The sequence below is a fragment of the Streptomyces sp. NPDC047886 genome, assembly GCF_043204435.1.
Classification (GTDB): domain Bacteria; phylum Actinomycetota; class Actinomycetes; order Streptomycetales; family Streptomycetaceae; genus Streptomyces.
The window spans coordinates 897,680-919,169 of record NZ_JBIDCF010000001.1 but is presented as its reverse complement, the minus strand read 5'-3'; the positions used below and the strand labels follow the sequence as shown (position 1 = coordinate 919,169).

Genomic DNA, 21,490 nt, shown 5'->3' with positions numbered 1-21,490 from the left:
GCCGGTCGCCGGACAGCGAGAACGGCGCCCCCTGGACAGGGGACGCCGTTCAGCGACCGGCCAGGACCCGCGTGCTAGACGTCGGCCGCCTGGGCCTTCAGGGCGCGCTCCACGCCCGCCCGGGACTCCGACACCAGGCGGCGCAGGGCCGCGTTGGGCTCGGCCGAGTCCAGCCACGCGTCCGTCGCGTCCAGCGTCGCCCGCGACACCTGGACCGACGGGTAGAGACCGACCGCGATCTGCTGGGCCATCTCGTGCGAGCGGGACTCCCACACGCCCTTGACGGCCGCGAAGTACTTCTCCGTGTACGGGGCGAGCAGCTCACGCTGGTCGGTCTGGACGAAGCCGGCGATCACCGCCTCCTGCACGGCGTTCGGCAGCTTGTCGGACTCCACGACCGACGCCCACGCCTCGGCCTTGGCCTCCGGCGTCGGCCGCGCGGCCCGTGCCGTCGCCGCGTGCCGCTCACCGGCCGCGGTCCGGTCCCGCTCGTGCTCTGCGGCGATCTCCGCCTCGCCGAACCTGCCGGTCGCGGCGAGCCGCTCCACGAACGCCCAGCGCAGCTCGGTGTCCACGGCCAGGCCGTCGAGGGTCTGGGAGCCGTCCAGCAGCGCGGCCAGCAGGTCGAGCTGCTCGTCCGTGCGGGCCGTGGCCGCGAACGCGCGCGCCCACGCCAGCTGGTGGTCGCTGCCGGGGGCCGCCGCCCGCAGCTGCTCCAGCGCCGCCTCGGTCCAGCGGGCCAGGCCCGTGGGCCGCCAGTCCGGCGCCGCGTACAGGTCGAGGGCCAGCTTCACCTGGCGGTGCAGCGACTGGACCACGCCGATGTCGGACTCCTTGGCGATACCGGACAGCACCAGGTCCAGGTAGGCGCGGGTGGCCAGCTCGCCGTCGCGGGTCATGTCCCACGCGGACGCCCAGCACAGCGCGCGCGGCAGGGACTCGGTGAAGTCGCCGAGGTGCGCCACGACGTTCCGGAGGGACTCCTCGTCCAGGCGGACCTTCGCGTACGACAGGTCGTCGTCGTTGAGGAGCACGACCGCCGGGCGCTCCTTGCCCACCAGCGCCTCGACGCCGGTCAGCTCGCCGTCGACGTCCAGCTCGACGCGCTCGGTGCGCACGAGCTTGCCGGACCCGTCCAGGTCGTACAGGCCGATCGCGATGCGGTGCGGCCGCAGGGTCGGCTCGCCCTTGGCGCCGGCGGGCAGCGCCGGGGCCTCCTGCTTGACCGCGAACGACGTGATCTTCCCGGCGGCGTCCGTGTCGATCACCGGGCGGAGGATGTTGATGCCGGCGGTTTCCAGCCACTTCTTCGACCAGGTGCTCAGGTCGCGGCCCGAGGTCTCCTCCAGCGCGCCCAGCAGGTCGGACAGGCGCGTGTTGCCGAACGCGTGGCGCTTGAAGTACGCCTGCACGCCCGTGAAGAACGCGTCCATGCCGACGTACGCGACGAGCTGCTTCAGCACCGAAGCGCCCTTGGCGTAGGTGATGCCGTCGAAGTTGACCAGGACGTCGTCCAGGTCGCGGATGTCGGCCATGATCGGGTGCGTGGACGGCAGCTGGTCCTGCCGGTACGCCCAGGTCTTCATCTGGTTGGCGAACGTCGTCCACGAGTGCGGCCACTTCGAGCCCGGCGCGTACGCCTGGCAGGCGATGGACGTGTACGTGGCGAACGACTCGTTCAGCCACAGGTCGTTCCACCACTCCATGGTCACGAGGTCGCCGAACCACATGTGGGCCAGCTCGTGCAGGATGGTCTCGGCCCGTACCTCGTACGCCGCGTCCGTCACCTTCGAGCGGAACACGTACTGGTCGCGGATGGTCACCGCGCCCGCGTTCTCCATCGCGCCCGCGTTGAACTCCGGCACGAAGAGCTGGTCGTACTTGGCGAACGGGTAGGCGTAGTCGAACTTCTCCTGGAACCAGTCGAAGCCCTGCCGGGTGACCTCGAAGATCGCGTCGGAGTCCAGGAACTCGGCGAGCGAGGGACGGCAGTAGATGCCGAGCGGCACGGTCTGCCCGTCCGGGCCCTCGTAGACGGAGTGCACCGCGTGGTACGGGCCGACGATCAGCGCGGTGATGTACGTGGAGATCCGCGGCGTCGGCTCGAAGACCCAGACGTCGTCCTTGGGCTCCGGCGTCGGGGAGTTCGAGACGACCGTCCAGCCGGCCGGCGCCTTCACGGTGAACTGGAACGTCGCCTTCAGGTCGGGCTGCTCGAAGCTGGCGAACACCCGCCGCGCGTCCGGCACCTCGAACTGGGTGTACAGGTACGCCTGGTCGTCGACGGGGTCGACGAACTTGTGCAGGCCCTCGCCGGTGTTCGTGTACGCGCAGTCGGCGACGACCCGCAGCTCGTTCGCGCCCTGCCGCAGCCTCGGCAGCGCGATCCGGGAGTCCCGGAAGACGGCCGCGACGTCGAGCGACGCGCCGTTCAGGACGACCTCGTGCACGGCCGGAGCCACCAGGTCGATGAAGCTCTCCGCGTGGTCGTCGGCGGACTCGAAGCGCACAGTGGTGACGGACCGGTAGGTCTCCTCCTCCTGCGCGCCGCTCAGATCGAGGTCGATCTCGTACGAGTCCACGGTCAGCAGCTTCGCCCGCCGCTGCGCCTCTTCACGGGTCAGGTTTGTGCCAGGCACCCGGTCATCTCCTCGTTGTACGACGTTTTGCGGTCATCCTTCCACGCCGGACAGCCCGGGGGAGAGCGGAAAAAAAGGGGCGGCTCCACCGTTGCGGTGGAGCCGCCCCTGAAGCGGGGGCGTCAGCCCTGCAGCTCCTCGGCGACCAGCTCCGCGATCTGCACCGCGTTCAGCGCGGCGCCCTTGCGCAGGTTGTCGTTGGACACGAACAGCGCGAGGCCGTTGTCGACCGTCTCGTCCACCCGGATGCGGCCCACGTACGAGGCGTCCTTGCCGGCGGCCTGGAGCGGGGTCGGGATCTCGGAGAGCTCCACGCCCTCGGCGTCCTTCAGCAGCTCGTAGGCGCGCTCGACGCCGACGGGACGCTCGAAGCGGGCGTTGATCTGGAGCGAGTGGCCGGAGAAGACCGGGACGCGGACACAGGTGCCGGACACCTTGAGCTCCGGGATCTCCAGGATCTTGCGGGACTCGTTGCGGAGCTTCTGCTCCTCGTCCGTCTCGTGCGAGCCGTCGTCCACGATCGAGCCGGCCAGCGGCAGCACGTTGAAGGCGATGGGGCGCTTGTAGACGCCGGGCTCGGGGAAGGCGAAGGCCTCGCCGTCGTGGGTGAGCTCGGTGGCGCGGTCGGCGACGGCCTTGACCTGGCCGTCGAGCTCGGCGACGCCCGCGAGGCCGGAGCCGGAGACCGCCTGGTAGGTGGTGGCGACCAGCGCCACCAGGCCCGCCTCCTGGTGGAGCGGCTTCAGGACCGGCATGGCGGCCATGGTGGTGCAGTTCGGGTTGGCGATGATCCCCTTGGGGCGGTCCTTGATCGCGTGCGGGTTCACCTCGGCGACGACCAGCGGCACCTCGGGGTCGCGCCGCCATGCGGAGGAGTTGTCGATCACCACGGCACCCTGCCCGGCGACCTTCTCGGCGAGGGCGCGGGACGTGGCGCCGCCGGCCGAGAACAGCACGATGTCGAGGCCGGTGTAGTCGGCGGTGGAGGCGTCCTCGACGGTCACGCCGTCCAGGACGGTGCCCGCCGAACGGGCGGAGGCGAACAGTCGCAGCTCGTCCACCGGGAAGTTCCGCTCGGCCAGGATCCTGCGCATGACCGTGCCGACCTGACCGGTGGCTCCGACGATTCCTACCTTCACGGGTCTCCTCCGTACGTACGAGCGGCAGGGGTGCCGCGTCCATGATGCGTATGTCCCCGGCCGCCTTGTCCAATCCATTGTCCAGGGGGTGAGAACCGCCACGGACACACCGTGCGGGAACGACGAGGGCGGGCGCCCTTGTGGACACCCGCCCTCACACTCCGTATCCCTCCAGTACTACGGAGATCCCTCCCGTACCGGAGATCCCTCCGGCACCGGGGAGCGGCGTACTACGGAGTGACCTTGCCGATCACGACGCTGCCGGTGCCCGCGGCGGTTCCGCGCGCGTTCAGCAGCTGCACCTCGCCGAAGAACTGCCGGCCCTCGGGAGCCGCGCCGTTCACCAGCACCTCCGCGCCGAACCGGGCCGACGCGCCGTTGCCGAGCGAGATCGACGCGGACTCGTCCACCGTGACCTCGCCGAGCGCGGACGAGAAGTACACGTCCTTGTAGTCGTACGCGGTCTCCCCGGCCGGTACGGCGTAGCCGTCGACGACGATCGTGTACGTGCCGGCGGCGGGCTTCACCAGGGACACCGACTCCTCGGAGTCGCCGTCCGCGGACGAGCCGACCTGCACACCGTCGCGCAGGACGATCAGGTCGAGGTCGGCGGCCTTGTCGGAGACGTTGCCGATGGCGACGTCGAAGCGCTCGACGCCCGCACCGATCTCGACGGTGGTCCGCTGCTCCGCGTGGTGGGCGATGGTCGGACGCGCGACCTTCGCCGAGCCGAGCGAGCCGCCCTTCAGCTTGCCGTCGATCGCGGCGAAGCCGTTGGTGACGTTCCACGCGACCGGGGCGGCCTCCCCGGCCTTGGCCTCGGGCAGGGTCTGGACGGCCGGGTCGAAGGAGGCGCCCAGGACCGTGACGTCCAGCTTGTACGGGTTGTCGAGCAGCGGCGACGTACGGCGCGACTCGACCTCGATCTCCCAGACGCCCGGCTGCGGGTTCGCGTAGGAGCGCAGGTCGGGGCGGCAGGTGTTCGCCGGGTTCGGGTAGTTCGGGTAGCAGACGATCGACGACGTCGACTCCGACGGCACACCGTACGGGTGGATCGCGATGAACCGGGTCTGGCTGCCATCGGCGAGACCGCCGAGCGCGACCTCCAGGGACCGCGCCCCGGCCGGAACGTTCACGAAGTACGACCGGTGGCTGTTGCGCTGCACGGAGCCCTCGGCCGAGACGCTGAACGCGGGCTTGGCCAGCTCCTCGGCGGCGATCACGGTCGTGAGGATCTGCCGGTCGATGCCGACGGTGCGCGGGTCGGTCAGCTCCAGGATGGCGCTGTGGACACCGGACGTGCGCGGCTTGGCGGCGACCTTGAAGGTGACCGGCTTGTTCAGCGGCAGGTACACCTCGTCGCTGCCGACGATCCGGAAGGTGCGCTCGTGGTTGTTCTCGAACCACAGCTCGTGGCGGATCGGCCGGTCGGCGCCCGTGGTGCGGACGACGGTGACCTCGTAGACCTTCTCCTGGCCGACCTTGAGGCCGCCCTCACGGTCGTACAGGCCGGTGCCGAAGCCGGGCGTCTTCAGGAACTGGTCGATCGCGGTGTCGACCGGCGCCTTCACGCTGTACTCGTGCGCGGTGGCGCCCCGGAGGATCTCCTTCCAGGCGTCCACCACGTTGAGCAGACCGGCGCCCTGCTCATGGGCCTGGACACCGTCGATGCGGTCGGCCTGGCTGACGACCGCGGTACGCAGCGTGGCGGGCGTCAGGGCGATGCCCTTCTGCTTGGCGGCGGACAGCAGCAGCGCCATCGAGCCCGTCGCCTGCGGCGCGGACATCGAGGTGCCGTTCAGCATGGAGTAGCCGGCCGGGAGCGGGTAGCCCGCCTCGGCGACGGGGCCGCCGGGCGCCCAGGTCTGCGTGGTGTTGATCGCGGAGCCGGGCGCGCTGATCACCGGGGTGAAGCCGCCGTCCTCGCGCGGGCCGCGGGAGGAGAAGGGGAACATCGCGTACGGCCTGGCGACGGCCGAGCCGTAGTTGGCGGCCCAGGTCTCCTTGGAGATGGCCGCGCCGACGCTGATGACCTTGTCGGCCAGCGACGGGTCGCCGATCGTGTTGACGCCGGGGCCGCTGTTGCCGGCCGAGATGACCAGCTGGACGCCGTAGGTGTCGATGAGCCGGGTGTAGAGCGCGGCGCGGGCGTTGTTGCCGTCGTTGAGCGCCGGGAGGCCGCCGATGGACATGTTGACGATGTCCACACCGCGGTTGACGACGAGGTCGATCATGCCCTCGGTCAGCGCGATGTTGGTGCAGCCGCCGCTCCAGGTGCAGGCGCGCGAGGAGACGAGCTTGGCGCCGGGGGCGGCGCCGTTCATCCGGCCGCCGAACAGCTTGTGGGCGGCGGTGATGCCGGCCACGTGCGTGCCGTGCGAGCCCTCGATGACACCGATGTTGACGTAGTCGGCCTTGGCGCCGGCGCTGTTGTAGACGACGTCCTTGCGGATCTCGACCACGAACGGGATGCGCTCGACGACCTCGGTGGCCGGGTTGTCGGTGCCGAAGTAGCCGATCTGGAAGCCGTCCTTGTACGGCTTCATGGCCTCGTCGTCGCCGAAGTCGCCGTTGCCGTTCAGGTCGACGCGGACGGTGCCGGCGGCCGGGTCGTAGAGCACGCCCCAGACGTCGGTGGTGTCGCCGTCCCGGTTGAGGTCGCCGTTCATGTCGCCGCCCCTGGTGGCGGCCTCGGCGAACGCGCGGTACTTGTAGGAGCCCTCGGGGGCGTTCCAGGTGCGGCCGTCCGCGGTGAACGTCGGGCCGGCGACGCCGACGTCCATCCGGCGCCAGGTGTTGTCGCCGTCGCTGACCGGGTCGGTGGCGGTGACCCAGTCGACGATCTTGCGCTCGCCGGTGCTGGTCTTCTGCAGCGCCGGGTGGCCCAGGTCGATGCCCGAGTCGAGGATGCCGATGGTGACACCGCGGCCGTCGGCGGTCGGGTTCTTGCGGACGAAGTCGACCGCGCCCGTCTCGTGGGCCGGGTTGTACGGGTTCACCGCGGGGGTGTCCTTGCCGGGCCCCGGGTAGGTGGTCGCCGTCGTCTGGGTCGTGGCGCCCTTGGCACGGTCGGCGGCGGGCGTCGGGTCGTCGAGCACGATCTCGTGCTTGAGGTCGATGCCCTGGACGCTGGACAGCTTGGCGGCCGCGGTGATCGCGGCGTCCGCCTCACCGGTGGGGACCGTGGCGCGTACGTAGCCGAGCTTGTCGTACGTCTGGCCGACCGTGCCGCCCTTGACCGCGTCGAGCTGGCGCGCGACCTCCTCGGTGGCGCCGGGGGCGGTGGCCACCATGAGGGTGATGTTCTTCTCGCCCTTGGCCTGGGCCTCGGCGAGCAGTTCGGCGTCGTCCGAACCGAGCTTCTTCGCCGCGGACTTCGCCGGTTCGGGGGCCGTCGGCCCGGCCGGCGGGGTGTCCGCGGGGGCGGAGAAGGCGGGGGCGGCGCCGGCGGCGACGAGCGCCGCCACCATGCCCGCGGCGGCCGCGATACGGGCCGCGCGTCTCACCCCGGGTATGGGGTTGGGGGGTTCGAGGGTCATCTGCATCCCTGTTTGTGAAAGGAAGGGTCCGGAATTCGGTGCCGGATGACCGCTGAGCCTTTCGCACGTGACCAGGGTTTGTGGAGAGCTCCTGGAGACGGAATGCGGCCATGGCGTACATCCGCCACTGCGGGAGATACGCCATGGGGAACGAACCGGGATGTACCCGCCCGTGAGGACGCCGGTCGGCGGTGGGCGGGCGGGGGTGATGGGCGGTCAGTTGTCCTTCGTGCGCGCGTAGTGGCGGGACGCCTTCGCGCGGTTCCCGCACGCGGCCATCGAGCACCAGCGCCGGGTGCCGTTGCGGGAGGTGTCGAAGAAGTGCAGGACGCACGCCTCGTGGGCGCAGGCGCGGATCCGGTCGGGCGCCGTGCGCAGCAGGTCGAGGTAGTCGCGGGCGGCGGTCCAGGCGGGGCCCCAGGAGGGGTCGGGGAACTCGGGCTCCTCGCCCGGACCCCCGGGGGTGAGCGTGGCGCGGATGCGCCCCCGGTCCAGGACCGCGTTCAGCAGGGCGGTGCCGTCCGGGTCGCCGGGGGCGTCCACGACGGCGGCGATGGCCTCACGGGCGGCGCGGGTGTGCTCCAGTGCCGGCGCGTCGGCGGTGAAGCGGGCGGCGAGGCCGGCGCTGGTCAGCCAGACGGCCAGCCCGTCGGTGTCGGTCAGCAGGTCGTGCGGGACGCCGTCGTCGATCCAGCGGGTGTTGAGCAGGTCCAGGGAGACCGGCTCCCCGATGAGCGGGCGCGGATCGGGCGTCGCGGGCATGTTCCGTCTCTTCCTTCTCTTCCTCGTGGAGGCGCTCCTCCTCGTGGAGGCGCCCTTCTCACGGGGGCTCTCTTCCTCGCGGAGGCTCCAACTAACCCCTCAAGCGTACGTGAGCGGTTGACGCCCGCCGATCTAACCTCTAAAGTCAATATCAACGGTTAGAACCGATGAGAGGGGACCGCCATGACGGCGACCAGCACGCTGCGCACCGGCCACATCGGCCTCAATGTCACGGACCTCGAACAGTCCCTCGCCTTCTACGGCGGCGTCCTCGGCTTCGACGTCCTCGGCGAGGGCAAGGAGGACGGCAGGCGCTACGCCTTCCTCGGCCAGGACGGCAGCCTCGCCCTCACCCTCTGGCAGCAGGCCGACGGCGCCTACGCCCCGGCGTCCGCCGGGCTCCACCACCTCGCCTTCGAGGTGGAGAGCATGGACCGGGTCAAGGCCGCGGAGGCCGAACTGAAGGAGCGCGGCGTCGACTTCGCGTACGAGGGCGTCGTCGCCCACGGTGAGGGCGCGGCGTCCGGCGGGATCTTCTTCCACGACCCGGACGGCACCCGCCTGGAGATCTACGCCCCGAGCGGCGCCGAAGACGCCGACGCACCCCACACCGCCGCCCCCACCTGCGGCTTCTTCTAGAAGAGCGGAGGTTCGCGCCCATGAACGGCACGCCGTCCGGCCGGCCGTACCACGAGGGATCGCTCGCCGTGCAGACCCGCGTCGGCGTCCGGGAGCTCGCCGATCACGTCGGCCGCTCCATCGGGCACGGCATCCGTCCCGTCGCCGCCGCGTTCCTGGAGCTCCAGCCGATGCTGGTCATCGGCGCCGCCGACGCCGAAGGGCGCGTCTGGAGCTCCCTGCTGACCGGCGAGCCCGGGTTCGTCCGTGCCACCGGGCCCGCCTCCGTCTCCGTGGCCGCCGGCCCGGACGGGCGGCCGACGGCCGCGGGCGACCCGCTCGCCGGGACCCTGGCCGCCGGGCCCGTACGGGTCGGCACGATCGCCCTCGACCCGCGCACCCGCCGCCGCATGCGGCTCAACGGGACGGCCAGGCCGAGCCGCCGCGGCCTGGCGATCGTGGCGGACGAGGTGTTCTCCAACTGCCCCAAGTACCTCCAGAAGCGCGAGCTGTACGCGCCCGACACCACCACCCCGCCCGGTCCCGTACGGCACGGCGACCGGCTCACCCCCGAACAGGAGGCGTTCGTCCGCGCCGCCGACACCTTCTTCGTCACCACCGTCGGCCCCGACGGCGCCGACGCCAGCCATCGCGGCGGCAACCCCGGCTTCGTGAGCGTCGACTCGCCCACGGAGCTGACCTGGCCCGACTACCAGGGCAACGCCATGTTCCTCACCCTCGGCAACCTGGAGACCGACGCCCGCGCCGGGCTGCTGTTCCTGGACTGGGCCACGGGCACCACCCTGCAGCTCACCGGTACCGCCCGCACCGACTACACCGCCACCGGCCGTACCGTCCGGTTCACCGTCCAGCGGTCCGTCGAGCACCCGCACGCCGCCCCCCTGCGCTGGTCCGCCCCCGAGTACTCCCCGGCGAACCCACCGGCGTGACGGGCCGCCACCTCCTAACCTCCCCTCATGAAGAAGAGGCTGAGGGTGGCGGCCTACGCCGTCTGCGTACGCGAAGGACAGCTCCTGCTGGCCCGGGGCACCGCCCAGGACGGGAGCAAGGAGTGGACCCTGCCCGGCGGAGGGATGGAACACGGCGAGGATCCCCTCGACACCGTCGTACGGGAGGTCGAGGAGGAGACCGGGTACCTCACCGAGGTGACCGCCCTCCTCGGCGTCGACTCGATACGCCGGCCGGACCACCCCGGGCGGCTCGGCACCGCCGTGGACTTCCACGCCCTGCGCATCCTGTACGAGGGCCGCGTCACCGGCGGGGCGCTGCGCCCGGAGGCGAACGGCTCCACCGACCTCGCCGCCTGGCACCCCCTCACCGGCGTGCCCGCCCTGCCGCGCGTCCGGCTCGTCGACACGGCGCTGCGGCTCTGGCGCGACCGGCCCGCGCCCGGCCGCGCACGCGAAAGTGACTGAAACCCGCTCAACCGGCCGTACCCGGGGCAACTCGCACGGCGGAACGGGGGTCCTTCCCGGCGACTAGAGTCGTCGTCGGACGAGGGGGAACGCACGTGTCAGGGACGCCAGTACGCGCGGTACGGCCGGTACGAACGAAGGGGGACCCAGGAGGGGCGGAAGGGACGGGGCGGACCGTGCGGACGGCACGGCCGGTACGGACGGTGGCCGCGGCCCTCGCGGTCGTGGCAGCCGTCGTCGCCACCGCGCTCGCGGCACCCGCGTCCGCCGGTGAACGCCCGGACCACGCCCGGGACAAGGGCCGTCACCAGGCCACCCAGGACGCCATCGAGGACCTGGTCCGTCAGACCGGGGTGCCCGGCATGCTCGCCCAGGCACAGGACCGCCACGGCACCTGGAACGGCGGCGCGGGGGTCGCCGACCGCGAGACCGGGCGCCAGCGCGCGCCGCACGACCGTTACCGGATCGGCTCCATCACCAAGACGTTCATCGCCACCGTCGTCCTCCAGCTGGAGGCCGAGCGGCGGCTCGACCTGGACGACACCGTGGAGCGCTGGCTGCCCGGCGTCGTCACCGGCAACGGCCACGACGGCCGCCGCGTCACGCTGCGCCAGCTCCTCAACCACACCAGCGGCGTCTTCGACGTCACCTCCGACCCCGGTTTCGCGGCAAGGGTCTTCGGCCCGGACTTCCTCCGGCACCGCTACGACACCTGGACGCCCCGGCAGCTCGTGTCGATCGCCATGAAGCACCCCCCGGCCTTCGCGCCCGGCACCGACTGGGGCTACTCCAACACCAACTACGTCCTCGCGGGCATGGTCATCGAGAAGGCGACGGGACGGCCGTACGGCACCGAGGTCGAGCGCCGTGTCCTGAAACCGCTCGGGCTGCGCGCCACCTCCGTACCCGGCACCGACGCCCGGATGCCACGACCGAGCGGCCGGGCCTACTCGACGCTCGGCGGCAACCCGTACGACCCGTCGACCCCGATCCACGACGTCACCGAGCTGAACCCGTCGATCGCCGGGGCCGCCGGGGAGATGGTCGCGGACGCGGCGGACCTCCAGCGGTTCCTCCGGGCCCTGCTCAAGGGGAAGCTGCTGCCGCCCGCGCAACTGCGGGAGATGACCGACACGGTCGCGATCGACGGGGAGGCGGCGCCCCTCCGCTACGGCCTCGGCCTGATGCGCTGGAAGCTCTCCTGCGGGACGGAGGTGTGGGGCCACAACGGCGGCATCCACGGCTCCGGATCGGTGGTCGCGGCCACCCGGAACGCCCGCCACTCCCTGGCGACGAACATCAACGGGGACTGGGGCGGCGGCGCGGACACCGTGCTCGAAGCCGAGTTCTGCCGCTGAACCACGACGGGCCGCCACCGGGTCACGACCGGCCCCGGGCCGGGAGTGACACCGGTCCCGCCGGGCCTCACCTCGGCAGGACGACCACATACGCGGCCGGCGCCCGGTCGTCGGCCGCCATCAGGGCCGTACGCACCACCACCGCCTGCTGGTCCAGCGCCTCCCGCAGCTTCCTGGGCGTGATGTGGACGACCGTGATCCCGAGCCGCTCCAGGTGTTCGCGCTTACGGGTGTACTCGGACCACATGGCGTCGTCCTCCTGGCGGGGCGCCCGGGTGTCCAGCTCCACCGCCACCGCGTGGTCGGGCCAGTAGGCGTCCACACCGCCCAGGTGCGGGCCGCCGGGGAGCCGCAGGTCCACGTTCCACAGCGGGTCCGGCAGCCCGTGCTCCCGCACCATCGCGAACAGCCGGTCCTCGGCCAGCGCCCGGCCCTCCGCGAGCAGCGAGTCCACCGCGTCCACCACGTGGGGGCGCGACAGCAGCCGGGCCCGGCTCAGCTCCCGCACCACGGACGCCGGTTCGCAGTGCCCGCCGCGAACCGCCTCGGTGAGCAGCCGGCGCACCGCGAGCGGGTCGGTCAGCTGCGCCACCGCGTCCGCGAGGGCCCGCGCCACCGGGGCGACCGGTACGGAGGTCACCTCCTGCGGCGTGGGCAGCTCGTGGGCGGAGCGCACGATCCGGACGAACCCGGCCGACCGCAGCCGACGGGTGCGTGGCACCAGGACGTCGATCCGGTCCAGCGACAGCAGCGGGGGAGCGGAGGAGAACCGGTACAGGGCGAGCGCCGCCAGACCGGTGATCATCGCCTGGCCGTATCCCGCACCGTCATCCGCCGCTGACCGGCGCCCCGTGTACAGCAGCGCGGCGTGCAGCCGCTCCTCACTGGTCGGCGGCCCGGGGTGGAGCAGATACACGCCCGGCAGCACCTGCTGCCAGGGGCCGCCGGGCCGGCACTGCGCGGCCAGCTCGGCGGCCGGTACGCCATGGGCCCGCAGCTGCGCGGCGGACAGGACACGGCGCTGGGCGCCCGGCAGGTGGGACAGGGGGCGGGGGGAGAGCGGGGTGTTCTTCATGCTCCGGGAGTGCCCGCCAACTGCCCGCTCGCTAACCGCTGTTACAGGCCCGTCGACAATCCGGGACAAGCCTGTCCTAAAGTACGGGCGTTCGATAGCCGATGATGGGTAGCCCTTTCGGCCTACTGCACGGCAGGGGGCGGGCGCGCCGACGTGGCACGCCCGCCCCCTGGCCGGAGCGCCGACGTGGCATGCCCGCCCCCTGGCCGCAGCGCCGACGTGGCACGCCCGCCCCCTGGCCGGAGCCCGGCGGGCCCGCGCCGGAACCACCGGCACGCCCGCCCCGGGCCGGTCAGGTCAGGCCGTGGCCCCGGTCGCGGTCGCCGCGGCCTCGTCGCACGCCTGTCCCCGCAGCGCGCGGGCCAGGTCGTCGCGCGCCTCAAGGACGAGCCGCCGCAGCGCCGGGGCGGCCGACTCGTGCGCGGCCAGCCACGCGTCCGTCGCGTCCAGCGTCGCCCTGTCGCCCTGGAGCGCCGGGTACAGGCCCCGTACGACGTCCATGCCGATCTGGATGGACCGCTCCGCCCACACCCGTTCGATCGCCTCGAAGTACTTCGGCGCGTACGGCGCCGCCAGCTCCCGCTGCGACGGCTGCGTGAAGCCCGCGATCGTCGCCTCCACCAGCGCGTTCGACAGCTGGTCGGACTCGACGACCTGCGCCCACGCCTGCGCCTTGACCGCCTCCGAAGGGCGGGCCGCCAGGCAGCGGACCTGGTGCCGCTTGCCCGACGCGGTGTCGTCACGGGCCAGTTCCGCGGCGATGGCCGACTCGTCGGCGCGGCCGTGCGCCGCCAGCGGCTCCAGGAACGACCAGCGCAGCTCCTGGTCGACGTCGAGGCCGTCCACCGCGGCCGACCCGGCGATGAGCTCCTCCAGGAACCGGAAGTCCGCGTCCGCCGTCGCCGACGCGGCGAAGAACCGCGCCCACGTGAGCTGGTGCTCGCTGCCGGGCTCCGCCCGCCGCAGCTCCCGCAGCGCCCCGTCGGCGAGCAGGCGCCCGCCCTCCTCGCGCCATCCCGGCGCCGCGTAGTGCACCAGCGCCGACCGCGCCCACGCGTGCAGCATCTGCAGCACGCCGATGTCGGACTCGCGGCCCGCGAAGTCCAGGACCAGCGCGATGAAGTCCCGCGCCGGCATCAGCGCGTCCCGCGTCAGGTTCCACAGCGCCGACCAGCACAGCGCCCGCGCCAGCGGGTCGGTGATGTCGCCCAGGTGGGCGCGGAGCGTGGCGAGCGACCCCTCGTCGAAGCGGACCTTGGCGTACGTCAGGTCGTCGTCGTTGACCAGCACCAGCGCCGGACGCTCCGCGCCCGCGAGCTCGGCCACGACCGTCCGCTCCCCGGTGATGTCGGTCTCGGCGCGGGCGTACCGCACGAGTTCGCCGCCCTCCAGCCGGTACAGGCCCACGGCCGCCCGGTGCGGGCGGGCCGCCGTGTCGCCGCTCTGCTCCACCACCAGCTCAGCGATCCGGGCGTCGCCTTCGCCCGCACCGCCGTACGTCACCACCGGCGTCAGCACATTGACCCCGGACGTCTCCAGCCAGGACCGGGACCAGGTCTTCATGTCCCGCCCCGACGTCTCCTCCAGCACGGTCAGCAGGTCGCCCAGGGTCGTGTTCCCGTACGCGTGCCGCGCGAAGTAGCGCCGGGCGCCCTCCAGGAACGCCTCCCGCCCCGCGTACGCGACGAGCTGCTTCAGCACGGCCGCGCCCTTGGCGTAGGTGATGCCGTCGAAGTTCAGCTTGGCGTCCTCCAGGTCACGGATGTCGGCCGTGATCGGGTGCGTGGACGGCAGCTGGTCGGCCCGGTAGGCCCAGGCCTTGCGGTTGTTGGCGAAGGTCACCCAGCTGTTGGTGAAGCGGGTCGCCTCGGCCAGCGAGAACGAGCCCATGAAGTCGGCGAAGGACTCCTTCAGCCACAGGTCGTCCCACCACCTCATGGTGACGAGGTCGCCGAACCACATGTGCGCCATCTCGTGCAGGATGACGTTCGCCCGGCGCTCGTACGCCGCCCGCGTCACCTTGCCCCGGTAGATGTACTCCTCGCGGAAGGTGACCATGCCCGGGTTCTCCATGGCACCGAGGTTGTACTCGGGCACGAACGCCTGGTCGTACTTCCCGAAGGGGTACGGGTAGTCGAAGTTGTCGTGGAAGAAGTCGAAGCCCTGCTTGGTGATCAGGAAGACGTCGTCCGCGTCGAAGTGCTTGGCCAGCCCCTTGCGGCACATCGCGCCGAGCGGGATCTCCAGATCGCCGCGCCGGTAGGTGTCCGTCACGTAGTGGTACGGGCCGGCGACGACACAGGTGATGTACGTGGAGATCGGCTCGGTCTCGGCGAACGTGCGCACCTCGCCCTCGCGCGACTCCTCCGCGCCGTTGCTCCACACCGTCCAGTCCTCGGGCGCCGTCACCTCGAACCGGTACGGGGCCTTCAGGTCGGGCTGCTCGAAGTTGGCGAACACCCGGCGGGCGTCGGCCGGCTCGTACTGCGTGTAGAGGTAGACCTCGCCGTCCTCCGGGTCGACGAACCGGTGCATGCCCTCGCCGGTCCGGCTGTACGCGCACCGCGCGTCCACCACGAGCACGTTCTCGGCCGCCAGTCTGTCCAGCGCGATCCGGGACCCGTCGAACACGGCCGCCGGGTCCAGCGCGCGCCCGTTCAGCGTCACCGACGTCACGGACGGGGCGATGAGGTCCGCGAACGTGGCCGAACCGGGAGCGGCGCAGCGGAACCTGATCGTCGTCACCGACCGGAACGTACGGGGCTCCGGCCCGCTCGCCCCGACCGCGGACCGCAGGTCGAGGGCGACGTGGTACCCGTCGACGGACAGCAGCGCCGCCCGCTCGCGGGCCTCGTCGCGGGACAGATTCTCACCGGACACGGGCGACTCCTTCGTGGCTCGTCAGTACAGGGGCGATCCTGCCACGTGCGACTGACACGGGGGACGCCGGGAATCGGGAATGAGGCGCCCCCCGGGAGCGTTGTGGCGCAGAGGCGCACCACCGTATGCACCCGATGAGGAGAGACATGTCCGAGACCAGGACCACCGCCCACTTCTGGTTCGACCCGCTGTGCCCCTGGGCATGGATGACCTCGCGCTGGATGCTGGAGGTGCGGAAGGTGCGCCCGGTGGACGTGCGCTGGCAGGTGATGAGCCTCGCCGTCCTCAACGAGGACAAGCTCGACGAGGTCCCCGAGGCGTACCGCGAGATGCTCTCGACGACCGCGTGGGGCCCGGTCCGGGTCGCCGTCGCGGCGCAGCAGCTGCACGGCGACGAGGTACTCGACCGCCTCTACACCGCGATGGGCACCCGGTTCCACAACCGGGGCGAGGCCGTGAACCGCGAGACCATGGCCGCCGCCCTGGAGGAGGCCGGGCTGCCGGCCGAGCTCGTGGAGTACGCGGACAAGGACACGTACGACACGGAGCTGCGCGCCTCGCACAAGGAGGGCATCAACAAGGTCGGCCAGGACGTCGGTACGCCGGTCATCGCGGTGCCGGGCCCCGACGGCCAGGAGGTCGCGTTCTTCGGCCCCGTGGTGACCCCCGCCCCGAAGGGCGAGGCGGCGGCCCGGCTGTGGGACGGCACGCTGCTGGTGGCGTCGACGCCCGGCTTCTACGAGATCAAGCGCACCCGTACGCAGGGCCCCGTCTTCGACTGAGCCCGCCGCCCGCCGCCCGCCGCCCGCCGCCCGTCCGCCCACCGTCCTCGGCGGGCGCCGTGAACGGCGGGTGCCATGAACGGCGGGTGCCGTGAACGGCGGCAGCCCCCGCGAGTCCTGTCCTCGCGGGGGCTGCCGCTTTCCATCCGCCTGCCCGGTGAAGGTTGAGAAGACGATCACGAGCAGGACGACCGGTGCGCCGGGGGCTACGGCGCGATCAGCGGCGTGCGCTCCTTGGCCTGGGCATAACGCTTCGCCACGTCCTGCCAGTTGACGACCCGCCACATCGCCTCGATGAAGTCCACCTTCTGGTTCTTGTACTGGAGGTAGAAGGCGTGCTCCCAGGCGTCGAAGACCAGGATCGGGACCGAGCCCTGGCCGACGTTGCCCTGGTGGTCGTAGACCTGCTCGACGATCAGACGGCCGCTGACCGGTTCGTACGCGAGGACGCCCCAGCCGGAGCCCTGCGTGGTCGCGGCGGCCTTGGACAGCTGCGTCCTGAACCTGGCGAAGGAGCCGAAGGACTCGGCGATGGCGTCCGCGAGTTCGCCGACGCCGTCCGCGGCCAGCGGTTCGCCGCCTCCGTCCCCGGTCATGTTGTGCCAGTAGATGGAGTGCAGGATGTGGCCGGAGAGATGGAACGCCAGGTTCTTCTCCAGCCCGTTGATGGAGCCCCACTGCTCCTTGTCGCGGGCCTCCTCCAACTGCTCCAGCGTGTCGTTCGCGCCCTTGACGTAGGCGGCGTGGTGCTTGTCGTGGTGCAGCTCGATGATCTGCGGGTCGATGACCGGTTCGAGCGCCGCGTAGTCGTACGGAAGCTCAGGAAGTGTGTAGATCGCCATGTCCGTCCGTGCCCTCCGACTGCTTATTGCACATCTTATGCAAGTGCAGGCTAACAGCAGGAAGCCCAGGAAGTTGATCAGTCTTTCGACCTGGGCATGTCCGGCGGGCACGCCCGGGGCCCGGCCGGCCGGCGATCCGGTGCGTCCCACGCGTCCGCGGCGAGCGCCGCGAGGTCGGGGAAGTCCGTGACCAGCGCGTCCACCCCCCACGCGAGATGGCGGGCGTACTCGGCGAACGCGTCCCCGAAGGCGTTCGGATCCGAGCCGCGCCGCAGGTCGGCCGGGAGGTAGCGGTTCTCGGCGCGGAAGGTGTACGCCCCGACCCGGAGGCCCGCCCCGTGCGCGTCCGCGAGCAGCGTCGACGGCGGCACCAGGGCCGACTTGTCGGCCCCGATCCACTCGGCGTACGCGGCGATCGCCCGCAGCCCGGCCGGAGCGGCCATCTCCCGGTACGTCACGTCGTGGCCGTACGGGCCGCCGCCGGTACCGAGCGCCTGCCAGAGCGGAACGCCCAGCCCCTCCTCGGCGAGCCGCAGCAGACTGGACGGCTCGAAGGACTGGACGACGCACTCGTGCGGGCCGAGCCGTTTGCCGCGGACGGCCCGCGCGAGGAGCGGCTCCAGGGGCAGGCCGATCGAGCGGAAGTACGTCGGGTGCTTGGTCTCGGGGAAGACGGCGACGGTACGGCCGTGCCGGCGCGACAGCCGCCGGGCCAGGTCCACGACCTCCTGGAACGTCAGGATCCGCTCCCGCCCGTCGAAGACGGTGTTGCGGTCGCGTACGAGCGGCAGGCGCTCGACCGCCCGGAGGGTCCTGAGCTCGGCGAGCGTGAAGTCCTCGGTGAACCAGCCGGTGAGGGTGCGGCCGTCGACCGTCCTGGTGGTGCGGCGCGCGGCGAACTCGGGGCGGCGGGCCACGTCCGTGGTGGCCGAGAGCTCGTTCTCGTGGCGCACCACCAGGTGGTGGTCCCCGGTGGCTACGAGGTCGGGTTCGATCCAGTCGGCGCCGTTGCGCACGGCGAACGTGTAGGAGGAGGCGGTGTGTTCGGGGCGCCACCCGGCCGCGCCCCGGTGGCCGACGACGACAGGACGGTGAGGGCCGGGACGGTGGCTGCCGGGGCCGGGGCCGGGGTGGGGGTGGCGGCGCGGCTCGGTGGTGGCGTGGAGGGCGGTGGCGTGCGGGGCGGCGGACAGGGCGGCGGTCGTGCCCGCCGCGAGGAGTACGGAACGGCGTCTCATGCCCCCCGTCCGTACCGGTACGGCGAAGGCCCCGGCGCGCGACGCGCCGGGGGCCTCCCATGGATCTTCGCGAAGGCTCAGGCCCTCTCGACGGCCTCCGCCTCGACGGCCTCCGCCGCCGGGCCCGAACCGGCCTTCTCCGTACGGGCCGCCGCCGTCGCCCGCTGGTGCAGGTAGCCGACCGCCGCGAGCACGAGCACCAGGCCGCCCGTGTAGTACAGCTGGACGCGCGTGCCCTCCTCACGGGCCATCAGCACGAACACCGTCGTCATCCCGGCCAGCGCCACCCACGTCAGGTACGGGTACGCCCACATCCGCACGACCAGCTTCTCCGGCGCCTCGCGCTCCAGGCGGCGGCGCAGCACCAGCTGCGACACGGCGATGAAGATCCAGACGACCAGGATGATCGCGCCGATCATGTTGAGCAGCCACATGAAGACGTCGTCGGGCCGCCAGTAGCTCAGCAGCACGCAGGTGAAGCCGAAGAGGCACGACGCGAGCACGGCGAGGCGCGGCACACCGCCGGAGATCCGGCCCAGCGCCTTCGGGCCCTGGCCGCGCGCCACGAGCGAACGGGCCATGCGGGACGCGCCGTAGATGTTGGCGTTCATCGCGGAGAGCAGCGCGATCAGGACGACGACCTTCATGATCTCGCCGGCCGCCGGCAGCCCCAGGTGTTCCAGCGTCGCCACGTACGAGCCCTTGTCGGGGTCGGCGAGGGCGGCGCTGTTCCACGGGATGAGCGTGACGACGACGGCCATCGAGCCGATGTAGAAGATCGCGATGCGCCACATCGCCGTACGGACCGCCTTCGCCACACCCTGCACGGGGTGCTCCGACTCGGCGGCGGCGATGGTGACGGTCTCCAGGCCGCCGTACGCGAAGACCGAGGCGAGCAGGCCGACGATCAGGCCCTCGCTGCCGTTGGGCAGGAAGCCGCCGTGTCCGGTGAGGTTGCCCGCGCCGGGGGACTCCGTGCCGGGCAGGAGGCCCAGGATCGCCAGCACGCCGATGACCAGGAAGAGGGTGATCGCCGCGATCTTGAGCGCGGCGAACCAGAACTCGAACTCACCGAAGTTCTTCACGGCGGCCAGGTTCGTGACGCAGAACGCCAGCATGAACAGCGCGACCCAGGCCCACTCGGGTGTCCCGGGCAGCCAGCCGGTCATGATCTTCGCGGCGCCGATGCCCTCCAGGCCCACGGCCACGCAGAGCAGGAACCAGAACGCCCAGCCCGCCGTGAACCCCGCCCAGGGGCCGAGCGCCCGCTCGGCGTGGACCGAGAAGGAGCCGGACGCCGGGTTCGCCGCGGACATCTCGCCGAGCATGCGCATCACGAGCATGACGAGCGCGCCCGAGATCGCGTACGCGAGGATGATCGACGGCCCGGCCGCGGCGATGGCTGCGCCGGAGCCGACGAACAGCCCGGCACCGATGACACCGCCGAGGGCGATCATCGAGAGATGGCGTTGCTTGAGTCCGTGCGAGAGCGGCGCTTCGGCGGACGTCGCCGCATCGGTCGAATCGGTCGATTCGGTCGATCCGGCGGCGGCCGACTCGGCGGGCGCGGGCGCGGAGGTCCGAGACATGGGCATGCCCTGTTCAGTAGCCGTGCGGGGTGAGGGTGGCCCTCAGTCTCGGCGGACGCACCGGCCACAGGGAACCAGTGCCCGCTATACGGACACTGTGCTTACACAAGGTGAAGGATTACGCACAGCAGCGTCACGCTCCGGTCGCCATGTCCCGGCCCCCGCCGCCGGGCCCCGCGCACCCCTCCGCCGGACAGCACATCTAGGGCCGGACGGCGCGCGCACGCCACTCCCGTACCCCCGCCACCAGCAGCACCAACGCCGTCGCGCCGGCCGACCACAGGACCTGCGGCCGTGTCCCGGCGTCCGCCAGCATCAGCACCAGCACCGCCGCCATCGCGACCAGCGCCGCCCACGTCAGCCACGGGAAGGCCCACATCCGCAGCGTGAGCAGCTCGGGCGTCTCCCGCTCGATGCGCCGCCGCAGCCGCAACTGCGACACCGCGATCAGGCCCCAGACGAAGAGCAGCACCGCGCCGACCGCGTTCAGGAGGTAGAGGAAGACGGAGTCCGGCCACTTCAGATTCAGCAGGACGGAGACGAACCCGAACGCCACCGACGCCAGCACGGCCCGGCGCGGCACCCCGCCTTCCGACACCGTGAGCAGCGCCCGGGGCGCCTCGCCGCGCTCCGCCAGCGAGAACACCATGCGGGACGCGCCGTAGAGGTTGGCGTTCAGCGCGGACAGCAGCGCCACGAACACCACGATGTCCATGATCTGCCCGGCGGACGGCACCCCGATCTCGTCGAGCACCGCCACGTAGGGACTGACACCCGGCCGGATCGACGTCCACGGCAGCAGCGTCACGATGACGAGCATCGAGCCGACGTAGAAGAAGAGGATGCGCCACACGGCACTGCGCACGGCCCGCGCCACGTTCCGGGCAGGGTCCTCCGACTCGGCGGCCGCGATCGTCACGACCTCCAGACCGCCGAAGGCGAACACCACGGCGAGGACGCCGGACACGACGCCCTCCCAGCCGTTCGGCAGGAAGCCGCCGCGCCCCGTCAGATTGGCGAGCCCGACCGGGTCGGTGTCCGGCAGCCAGCCGAGGACGGCGACCACGCCGAGCACGAGGAACAGCACGATCGCGCCGACCTTGAGCGCGGCGAACCAGAACTCGGACTCGCCGAAGTTCTTCACGGCGGCCAGGTTGGCGGCCGTGAACACCACCATGAAGACCAGCACCCAGCCCCACTGCGGAACCCCGGGCGCCCACCCCGCCGCGATCTTCGCCGCGCCGGTCGCCTCGACGGCGAGCACCACGACGAGCAGGAACCAGTACAGCCAGCCGACGGAGAAGCCGGCCCAGCGGCCCAGCGCCCGCTCGGCGTGCACCGAGAACGCGCCCGACGCCGGCATGGCCGCCGACATCTCGCCGAGCATCCGCATGATCAGTGTCGCCAGCGCCCCGGCGAGCAGATACGACACGACGATGCCGGGTCCCGCGAGGGCGATGCCCGCACCGGAGCCGACGAACAGCCCGGCTCCGATCACACCGCCCAGGCCCAGCATCGTCAGGTGACGCTGCTTCAGCGCGTGGGTCAACGGCTCCGGCGGGGCTTCGGTGGCGTGCATGCGCGGGTCGCTCT

General features: G+C 71.9%; 15 protein-coding genes. 5 read left to right on the top strand and 10 right to left on the bottom strand.

Annotation, left to right across the window (positions count from 1 at the left end):
* Positions 1-74 precede the first annotated feature (74 nt).
* The 4 genes from pepN (ACGF5U_RS04050) to ACGF5U_RS04035 form a co-directional block, all read right to left on the bottom strand.
* Positions 75-2,639, bottom strand: a complete 2,565-nt coding sequence (gene pepN, locus ACGF5U_RS04050; protein WP_392712751.1) for an aminopeptidase N — start codon at positions 2,637-2,639, stop codon at positions 75-77.
* Positions 2,640-2,761: 122 nt separating this feature from the next.
* Positions 2,762-3,778: an aspartate-semialdehyde dehydrogenase gene (locus ACGF5U_RS04045; RefSeq protein WP_392712750.1), complete on the bottom strand. Its 1,017-nt coding sequence runs from the start codon at positions 3,776-3,778 to the stop codon at positions 2,762-2,764.
* 230 nt (positions 3,779-4,008) lie between these two features.
* The gene (locus ACGF5U_RS04040) at positions 4,009-7,323 is read right to left on the bottom strand and encodes a S8 family serine peptidase (RefSeq protein WP_392712749.1); all 3,315 of its coding nucleotides are present in this window, start codon (positions 7,321-7,323) and stop codon (positions 4,009-4,011) included.
* A 210-nt stretch (positions 7,324-7,533) separates the two neighbouring features.
* On the bottom strand, positions 7,534-8,079 hold the full coding sequence (locus tag ACGF5U_RS04035; RefSeq protein WP_392712748.1) for a CGNR zinc finger domain-containing protein: 546 nt from the start codon (positions 8,077-8,079) through the stop codon (positions 7,534-7,536).
* A gap of 183 nt (positions 8,080-8,262) precedes the next feature.
* Here ACGF5U_RS04035 and ACGF5U_RS04030 point away from each other — a divergent pair, with 183 nt between their 5' ends.
* The 4 genes from ACGF5U_RS04030 to ACGF5U_RS04015 all read left to right on the top strand — a co-directional run bounded on the left by ACGF5U_RS04030 (position 8,263) and on the right by ACGF5U_RS04015 (position 11,491).
* The gene (locus tag ACGF5U_RS04030) at positions 8,263-8,718 is read left to right on the top strand and encodes a VOC family protein (protein WP_392712746.1); all 456 of its coding nucleotides are present in this window, start codon (positions 8,263-8,265) and stop codon (positions 8,716-8,718) included.
* 20 nt (positions 8,719-8,738) lie between these two features.
* Positions 8,739-9,647: a pyridoxamine 5'-phosphate oxidase family protein gene (locus tag ACGF5U_RS04025; RefSeq protein ID WP_392712744.1), complete on the top strand. Its 909-nt coding sequence runs from the start codon at positions 8,739-8,741 to the stop codon at positions 9,645-9,647.
* Between the two features lie 27 nt (positions 9,648-9,674).
* Positions 9,675-10,133: an NUDIX hydrolase gene (locus ACGF5U_RS04020; protein ID WP_392712742.1), complete on the top strand. Its 459-nt coding sequence runs from the start codon at positions 9,675-9,677 to the stop codon at positions 10,131-10,133.
* Positions 10,134-10,309: 176 nt separating this feature from the next.
* Positions 10,310-11,491, top strand: coding sequence for a serine hydrolase domain-containing protein (locus ACGF5U_RS04015; RefSeq protein WP_392712741.1), 1,182 nt, complete (start codon positions 10,310-10,312; stop codon positions 11,489-11,491).
* A gap of 67 nt (positions 11,492-11,558) precedes the next feature.
* Here the strand turns inward: ACGF5U_RS04015 and ACGF5U_RS04010 are convergent, their stop codons facing one another.
* Positions 11,559-12,566, bottom strand: coding sequence for a hypothetical protein (locus ACGF5U_RS04010; protein ID WP_392712740.1), 1,008 nt, complete (start codon positions 12,564-12,566; stop codon positions 11,559-11,561).
* A 297-nt stretch (positions 12,567-12,863) separates the two neighbouring features.
* Positions 12,864-15,446 carry an aminopeptidase N gene (gene pepN, locus ACGF5U_RS04005; protein WP_392712739.1) on the bottom strand — a complete coding sequence of 861 codons (2,583 nt, stop codon included), beginning with the start codon at positions 15,444-15,446 and terminating at the stop codon, positions 12,864-12,866.
* Between the two features lie 146 nt (positions 15,447-15,592).
* Here pepN (ACGF5U_RS04005) and ACGF5U_RS04000 point away from each other — a divergent pair, with 146 nt between their 5' ends.
* The gene (locus ACGF5U_RS04000; protein WP_392712738.1) at positions 15,593-16,228 is read left to right on the top strand and encodes a DsbA family protein; all 636 of its coding nucleotides are present in this window, start codon (positions 15,593-15,595) and stop codon (positions 16,226-16,228) included.
* A 206-nt stretch (positions 16,229-16,434) separates the two neighbouring features.
* Here ACGF5U_RS04000 and ACGF5U_RS03995 read toward each other — a convergent pair whose 3' ends face one another.
* The 4 genes from ACGF5U_RS03995 to ACGF5U_RS03980 all read right to left on the bottom strand — a co-directional run bounded on the left by ACGF5U_RS03995 (position 16,435) and on the right by ACGF5U_RS03980 (position 21,476).
* On the bottom strand, positions 16,435-17,070 hold the full coding sequence (locus ACGF5U_RS03995; protein ID WP_392712737.1) for a superoxide dismutase: 636 nt from the start codon (positions 17,068-17,070) through the stop codon (positions 16,435-16,437).
* A 77-nt stretch (positions 17,071-17,147) separates the two neighbouring features.
* Positions 17,148-18,308, bottom strand: coding sequence for a glycerophosphodiester phosphodiesterase family protein (locus ACGF5U_RS03990; protein ID WP_392712736.1), 1,161 nt, complete (start codon positions 18,306-18,308; stop codon positions 17,148-17,150).
* A 77-nt stretch (positions 18,309-18,385) separates the two neighbouring features.
* The gene (locus ACGF5U_RS03985) at positions 18,386-19,897 is read right to left on the bottom strand and encodes an amino acid permease (protein WP_392713196.1); all 1,512 of its coding nucleotides are present in this window, start codon (positions 19,895-19,897) and stop codon (positions 18,386-18,388) included.
* Between the two features lie 202 nt (positions 19,898-20,099).
* The gene (locus ACGF5U_RS03980; RefSeq protein ID WP_392712735.1) at positions 20,100-21,476 is read right to left on the bottom strand and encodes an amino acid permease; all 1,377 of its coding nucleotides are present in this window, start codon (positions 21,474-21,476) and stop codon (positions 20,100-20,102) included.
* Positions 21,477-21,490: the final 14 nt, after the last annotated feature.